This is a genomic window from Verrucosispora sp. ts21, assembly GCF_002879555.1.
GTDB lineage: Bacteria > Actinomycetota > Actinomycetes > Mycobacteriales > Micromonosporaceae > Micromonospora > Micromonospora gifhornensis.
Window position 1 is genome coordinate 1 of the sequence record NZ_PNOZ01000140.1, and the last position, 6,710, is coordinate 6,710.

A 6,710-nucleotide genomic window follows, 5' to 3' on the forward strand; every position below is an offset into this window, starting at 1 on the left:
GACGAGGAGGGTGAGGGTGGTGAGGGTGGCTAGGAGGAGGGCCAGGGTGGTGGGGCCGGCGGTGTCGAGGGCGGCGGCCAGCCAGCGTTGGACCTGCGCGGCCCCGACGATCACCGGGTCGGTGAGGGCGTTTCGGTGGCCGGCGAACAGGCGGGCCTCGTACCAGCCGTACCAGGCGACGTAGCCGCCGGCGAGCAGCAGCACCAGGCCGCTGAGCCGGGGCACCCACGCGCCGGCACCGCGTAGCCGGGCCACCACCTCCCCGCGCAGCAGGGCCACGCCGAGGGCGGCCACCGCCACCACCAGGCCCATTCCTAGGGCGTACGCGCCGAACAGCGCCAGCCCGCGCGGCAGCGTACCGGCCCGCAGGCTGGTCACCACGATGGCCAGGAACGGTGCGATGGCGCAGCCCAGCGAGGCGACCGCGTACGCCATGCCGAACAGCACCATCGACGGCCACGAACGGGTCAGTCGGGGTGCCCGCGCCAGGGGGCGCATGGTGGGCAGTCGCCGGCCGGCGAGCAGCCAGCAGCCGAGCAGCACCAGCAGCAGTCCGAGCCCGACGGTGAACCAGGGCAGTCGAGGGCGCAGCCAGCCGGCGACCGGGGCCAGCGCCAGGCCGAAGGCACCGAACACGACGACGTAGCCGAGGGTGAGCGCGGTAGCGGCGGTGAGCGCCCGCCGTACCGCGCCACGGGTGTCGGTGGCTCCGGCGACCAACAGCGACAGGTACGCCGGCAGCATCGCGAAGCCGCACGGGTTGACCGCGCCGAGCATCCCCGCGGTCAACGCGAGCAGCAGCGTGGCCTCCATCAACCACCTCCCGGTCGGAGCCGACAGCGCTGTTGCGCCCCCGGCGACAGCGGGCAGCGCCGATGCGCCCCCGGTCGCAGCAGGCAGCGCCGGTATGCCCCCGGCATCAGGCGGCCAGCGCGGTGACCCGGCGGGTGAGGTCCTCGCCGTCCAGCCAACCCTGGTGCACCACCCGGCCGTCCCGGTCGATGATCACGAAGGTGCTCTGCTCGGTGACCTCGAAGCGCCGCCAGATCGCCCCCGCACGGTCGTCGAGTTGCGTCACCGGCGCCAACTCGAACTCGGTGACGAAGTCGGCCATCGCCTGGTGTTCGCCGAGGCCGGCGACGCCGATGATCGGCACGGTGTCGCGGAAGCCGGGGGCGATCTCGGCCACCGTCCACGCCTGGCTCGCGCAGGCGGCACACCACGGTGCCCAGAACCAGAGCACGACCGGGCGACCGGCCAGAGCGGCGGCGTCGAAGGCCGTACCGTCGAGGGTCTTGCCGGTGAACCGGAGGGTGTCCGGCACCGTGACCGGTCCGGTGGGCGCGGCCCCCGGGGAGGCGGTGCCACCCGCGGGAGTGGCCGCACTGTCGGCGGAGTTCGAGGCGGGCGGGGCGCCCGCCGGCGTGACCGCCTCCGCGCCGCAGCCGGCCCCGGTCAGGACGACGGCCAGCAGGGCGGCGGCGAGTCGTCCGGTCGTTCGTGCCGTCCCCATCCGCGTCTCCTTCGTCGGTTCACGTGGCGAGCCAGGGCGGTCCGCCGCTGGTCGGAACCTGCCGGGCAGGCCGGGTCGGTCCGCCGCTGGTCGGAACCTGCCGGGCGGGCCGCGTCGGTCCGCCGCTGGTCGGGACCTGCCGGGCAGGCCGGGTCGGTCCGCTGAGGGTCGTGAGCTGCCGGGCGGCTTGGAGCGGCCCGTCAGGCCTTGGTCAGTCGCAGTGCCAACTCCGGGCAGACCTTGACCGCCTTCGACGCGCCCTCCCGCAGCCAGGTCGGTACGGGGGTGGGCGGGAAGGCGGGGTATCCGTTCTGGTCGAGCCGGATGAAGTCCGGCACCACGTGCGCGCAGAGCCCGTGACCGTCGCACCGGGACCAGTCCAGGACCAGCTTCTGCGGATCCGGGTCGGGCGCACCGGGCAGGCCCATCACACCCTTGACCCGTCGGCCGCAGCCCTCGCCGGTGGTGTGCTTCTTCAGGTCCTCGGCGAAGACCTCCATCGCGGACAGCGCGAATCGGGACGTACCGTCGGGGTGGCTGCACGCGCCGCGTCCCTTGACGTCGCCGGCTGCCGCGCGCACGACCTCCACCGGGGCGCTGCCGGAGACCGCAAGGTCGACGGCGCGGGCCAGGTCCGGCAGGCCGCGCTTGCACGGGCCGCACTGCCCGGCGGACTCACCGGCCAGGTACCGCACCACCTGGGCGGCCTCGCCGAGCGGGCAGGTGTCGTTGGCGAGCGGGACGATGATGCCGGCGCCGAGGGTGCCGCCTACCGCGGCGAGCCCCTTGCGGGAGACCTCGGCCTTGTTCGCCGCCTCCCAGGTGATCCACTTGCCGTGGTAGCCGCCCATCAGGATGCCCGGCCCCTCGGGGACCTCGCAGAGTTCGAGGATCTCCCGCAGCGGGGTGCCGGCGGCGCACTCGACCACCGCGTGGCGTTTGGCCGCGCCGGTGATGCTGAGCAGCACGGTGCCGGGTTCGTCGTCGGTGCCGAGCGCCGCGTACTCGTACGGGCCGAGCCGGGCGGCGATCGCCATCTGGGAGTACGTCTCGGCGTTGGACAGCAGGGTGGGCAGGTTGTTGACGCCCGAGTCGCTGGACCGCTTCTTCGTGCCGGGCGGGATGTGCGGCAGGCCGTTGATCCCGTTGACAAGTGCGCCACCCTCGCCACTGATGAAGCGGTGCGGCACCGTGACCACGCTTGTCGGTACCGGCATCCGGCGCTCCTCCAGCGCCTCCATCAGGGAGTCCCGGCCGATCAGGTCGTCGGCCACGCAGAGCACGATCTCCTCGGCGTCGAGGGCGAACGCGGCCAGGGCGGCACCGTCGAGGATCAGGTGCGGGGCCCGGGTCAGGATGACCTTGTCCTTCCAGCTGGCCGGCTCACCCTCGGTGGCGTTCACCACCACCACCGGTGGGAGGTCCTGGCGTTCGCAGGACTCCAGCACCGCGCGCAGCTTCCGGGCGAACGGGAACCCGGCACCGCCCTTGCCCTTGAGCTGGATGCCTTCGGCCAGTCGCAGCAGGCTTGACGGTTCCATCGGGCTGATCGGGCCGTGCACCATCTCGTGCGCCCGCAGGTCGAGGCGACCGAACTCGGCGAACCCGGCGGTGATCCGTGGCTCACCCACGCAGGCGACCGGTGGCACGGTGGTACGCATCGTCACTTGGCTTCACCTCGCAGGCCGGCCCAGTAGGCCCCGTCGACCGAGTCCGGGTCGGCCCGGCGGCGACGCCGGCTGTCCGCGGCCGCCCGCTGAGCCCGCCGGGCGGCCAGGTCGACAAGGGTCGGGGTGTCGTCGTCGGCGACGTCGTCCGGGGCGTACCGGGCCGGGGGACGCCAGTAGTCGGTCTCCGCCTCCGGGCCGTCGTCGTCGGCGCTGTGCCGACCGCCACCACTGCGCGGCGCGGCCGAGATCGGCGAGCCCGAGATCGGTGAACCGGAGATCGGCGAGCCCGAGATCGGCGAGCCGGAGATGGGCGCGGTGGACTCCCAGCGGCGCGGGCTGTCCCAGGGTTCCTCCGGCTCGTCGACGATGCCCTGCGGGGGTGCCGAGTAACGGGTGCCGGCGTCCAGGTCGGACCGGGACCGCCGCGAGCGGCCGTACACCTCGTCGTCGCGGTAGCGCCGGCCGCCCGGCTCACGGTCGACGTCGGCCACCGGTTCCTCGTCGCGGCGTCGGGTGGCGCGGCGTGCCACCGGCTCGTACTCCTCTTCCCGCCGGTCGACGCGACGCCGGCTCGATTCCTCGTCCCGTCGGGAACGACGCGGTTCCGCGTCGTCGTCGATCCGGGAACGGCGCGGTGCCGGCTCCAGTTCCTCCTCGTGGCGGGAGCCACGCCGCCCGACCGGCTCCTCGTCGCGCCGCCGACGGGCCACCGGTTCGAGCAACTCGGTCTCCCGTCGTACCGCGCGCTCCAGGTCCTCCTCGTCGCGCCACGACGTACGCCGGGCGACCGGCTCCAACTCCTCGTCCCGGCGTCCGGGGCGGACCGGTCCGCGCAGCGTGCCCGGCTCCGGGACCACCGGCACGGTGAAGCGTTCCGGGTCGTTGCGGCGGATGGTGGGGCTGGCCCAGGTGCCGGAGGTGCTCTCCGCCCAACTGGTGTCGCGGCGGGTCCGCTCGCCCTCGCCGGCCCGCTTGGTCAGGCTGCCGAGCAGGGTCTTCGGTCGGGTCTCGTCACTGCCCTTGCCGGTCATCGCCTCGTTGAGGGCGGCGGCCTGGTGCCGTTCGCGACTGCGCCGCTGAAGGGTGACCGAGAGGCGGACCAGCAGCGCCATCACGACAAGCACCACGCAGAGCCCGTAGCTCAGGCTGACCCAGGTGGCCGGCGGACGGCCGGCACCGAGGCCGTGGAAGATGCCGAACGGCCAGGAGAGGTACGCCAGGGAGTGCAGCGCCCGCCACACCCACTTCGGACCGATGTCGGCGAACCGGGCCCGAATGATCCCCGTCCACAGCACGCTCACCATGAGCAGCGCGGCAATGGTGCCGAGCCCGACGTAGAGGCCCCGCCCACCGACGAACGGCACGGCCGCGTCCGTCATCCCGGCCCGCCCGGTGGTGATCTTGGTAATCACGTGGAAGCCCAGACCCGCCACCCCGAGGATGCCGGTGGCCCGGTGCGCGGACTGCAACAGGACCCGGTGCCGGATGAGCAGCACCAGCCGGTCGGTGGAGAGCAGCCCCATCATCACGGTGAGGCTCAGCGCGACCAGGGCGATCACGCCGGCGAAGAACTCGGTGAAGAAGAAGCCCATCGCGTACGCCTTCTGGCCGGCGCCGGTGAGCATGACCAGCGCCCACACCGCGGCGAGCCCGGACGCGGACAGCGCCAGGATCTGACCGCGGGAGGCCACCTGGACGCCTCTACTGCTGCTGCTGGTACGGACGGCAGGCGTCGTCTCGTTCTGCATAGCCCGGGCCATGTGCTCCTCGATCGTCTCGCGGCGGCGTACCACCGGCCGACCCTGTTCCCCACTCCAGTACGCAGTCGGATGCCGGACGGATCAGCCCGCGCCGAAAAAATCTCCACGACTTGTCGAACCGTCCCCCCGCCCGGCGCGTGTAGACCCGATCCGGCCACTGACGCACATCCATACGTTGACAGTCGATGAAATCAGCTTGTAACCTTGCTGAAATTTTTCAGCATCGATGCAAGATTCAGGCAGCCCTCACTCCCCCAGGAGCTTCCGATGCACCGACGTCGACTCCGTACGGCGATCGTGGCCCTCGGCACGATCGCCACCCTGCTCGCCCCCACCGTCGTGACGGCACCCCCGGCCGTCGCCGCCCCGACCGGCGGCAAGAAGGTCATCGCCAACCTGTTCGAGTGGAACTGGCCCTCGGTGGCCAGCGAGTGCACCAGCACTCTCGGCCCGAAGGGCTACGGCTACGTCCAGGTCTCGCCCCCGCAGGAACACGTCCGCGGCGACCAGTGGTGGGTGGCGTACCAGCCGGTCAGCTACCGGATCGAGTCCCGCAAGGGCACCCGCGACCAGTTCCGGTCCATGGTCGCCACCTGCCAGGCGGCCGGCGTCAAGGTGATCGTCGACGCCGTCGTCAACCACATGTCCGGGCAGTCGGGCGGCGGCACCGGCTGGGCCGGGTCGTCGTACCAGCACCACGTCTACCCCGGCATCTACCAGGCGCAGGACTTCAACTACTGCGGCCGTAACGGCAACAACGACATCGTCAACTACAACGACCGGTACGAGGTGCAGAACTGCGAGCTGGTCAACCTGGCCGACCTGAAGACCGGCTCGGACTACGTCCGCTCGCGGCTGGCCGCGTACCTCAACGACCTGCTGTCGCTCGGGGTGGACGGCTTCCGGTTGGACGCCAGCAAACACATGCCCGCCGCCGACATCGCCAACATCCTCAGTCGACTGAACCGCCGCCCGTACATCGTGCAGGAGGTCATCTACGGTGCCGGCGAGCCCATCCGGCCCGAGGAGTACACCGGCAACGGCGACGTGCACGAGTTCCGCTACGGCAAGGACCTCGCCCGGGTGTTCCGTTCCGAGCGGTTGGCGTACCTGCGCAACTTCGGTGAGGGCTGGGGCCACCTGCCCAGCGGGGTCTCCTCGGTCTTCATCGACAACCACGACACCCAACGCGACGACGGCGGGGTGCTCACCTACCGCGACCGGGGCATCTACGCGCTGGCCAACGCCTTCATGCTGGCCTGGCCGTACGGCTCGCCGACGGTGATGTCCAGCTACACCTACAGCAGCCGCGACGCGGGCCCACCCTCGGACAGCAGCAACAAGACCCGCAACACGGTCTGCTACTCCGGCTGGGAGTGCGAGCACCGCTGGCCGGTCATCGCGAACATGGTCGGCTTCCGCAACGCCACCGAGGGCACCGGCGTCAGCAACTGGTACGACAACGGCTACCAGCACATCGCGTTCAGCCGTACCGGCAAGGGTTTCATCACCATCAACGACGAGGACTTCGCCGTCAACGGCCGCTCCTACTACACCGGCCTACCCGCCGGCCGCTACTGCGACGTCATCCACGGCACCTTCTCGGCCGGCACCTGCTCCGGCCCGGTCATCACGGTCGACACCAACGGCTGGTTCACCGCCAACATCCCCGCCCACGACGCCATAGCCATCCACCTCTCCGCCCGCCTCCCCTAACTCGAAAATCGACCGTAACTTGACGTGCGGCAGCATCCCGCGTCGCGGAGC

General features: G+C 71.7%; 5 protein-coding genes. 1 reads left to right on the forward strand and 4 read right to left on the reverse strand.

From position 1 onward, the window contains the following. The 4 genes from C1A38_RS29960 to C1A38_RS29975 all read right to left on the reverse strand — a co-directional run. Nucleotides 1–813 (reverse strand): cytochrome c biogenesis CcdA family protein (locus tag C1A38_RS29960; RefSeq protein WP_102661042.1); only part of this gene is annotated, 813 nt, incomplete at its 3' end. Between the two features lie 106 nt (nucleotides 814–919). Continuing rightward, a complete protein-coding gene (locus C1A38_RS29965; RefSeq protein ID WP_102661043.1) occupies nucleotides 920–1,513 on the reverse strand; it encodes a redoxin domain-containing protein in 594 nt (197 codons plus the stop codon). Between the two features lie 200 nt (nucleotides 1,514–1,713). Next, entirely contained in the window at nucleotides 1,714–3,174 is a 1,461-nt protein-coding gene (locus C1A38_RS29970; protein WP_043721652.1) for an NADH-quinone oxidoreductase subunit NuoF family protein, read from the reverse strand. Nucleotides 3,175–3,176: 2 nt separating this feature from the next. Continuing rightward, on the reverse strand, nucleotides 3,177–4,976 hold the full coding sequence (locus C1A38_RS29975; RefSeq protein ID WP_233197110.1) for a hypothetical protein: 1,800 nt from the start codon (nucleotides 4,974–4,976) through the stop codon (nucleotides 3,177–3,179). A gap of 234 nt (nucleotides 4,977–5,210) precedes the next feature. Here C1A38_RS29975 and C1A38_RS29980 point away from each other — a divergent pair, with 234 nt between their 5' ends. Continuing rightward, nucleotides 5,211–6,659 carry an alpha-amylase gene (locus C1A38_RS29980; protein WP_102661044.1) on the forward strand — a complete coding sequence of 483 codons (1,449 nt, stop codon included), beginning with the start codon at nucleotides 5,211–5,213 and terminating at the stop codon, nucleotides 6,657–6,659. Nucleotides 6,660–6,710 lie beyond the last annotated feature (51 nt).

Bases quoted from the DNA above. Each gene is read 5' to 3' on its own strand.
- C1A38_RS29965 (WP_102661043.1), bottom strand. From the start codon at position 1,513: ATGGGGACGGCACGAACGACCGGACGACTCGCCGCCGCCCTGCTGGCC.
- C1A38_RS29970 (WP_043721652.1), bottom strand. From the start codon at position 3,174: ATGCGTACCACCGTGCCACCGGTCGCCTGCGTGGGTGAGCCACGGATC.
- C1A38_RS29980 (WP_102661044.1), top strand. From the start codon at position 5,211: ATGCACCGACGTCGACTCCGTACGGCGATCGTGGCCCTCGGCACGATC.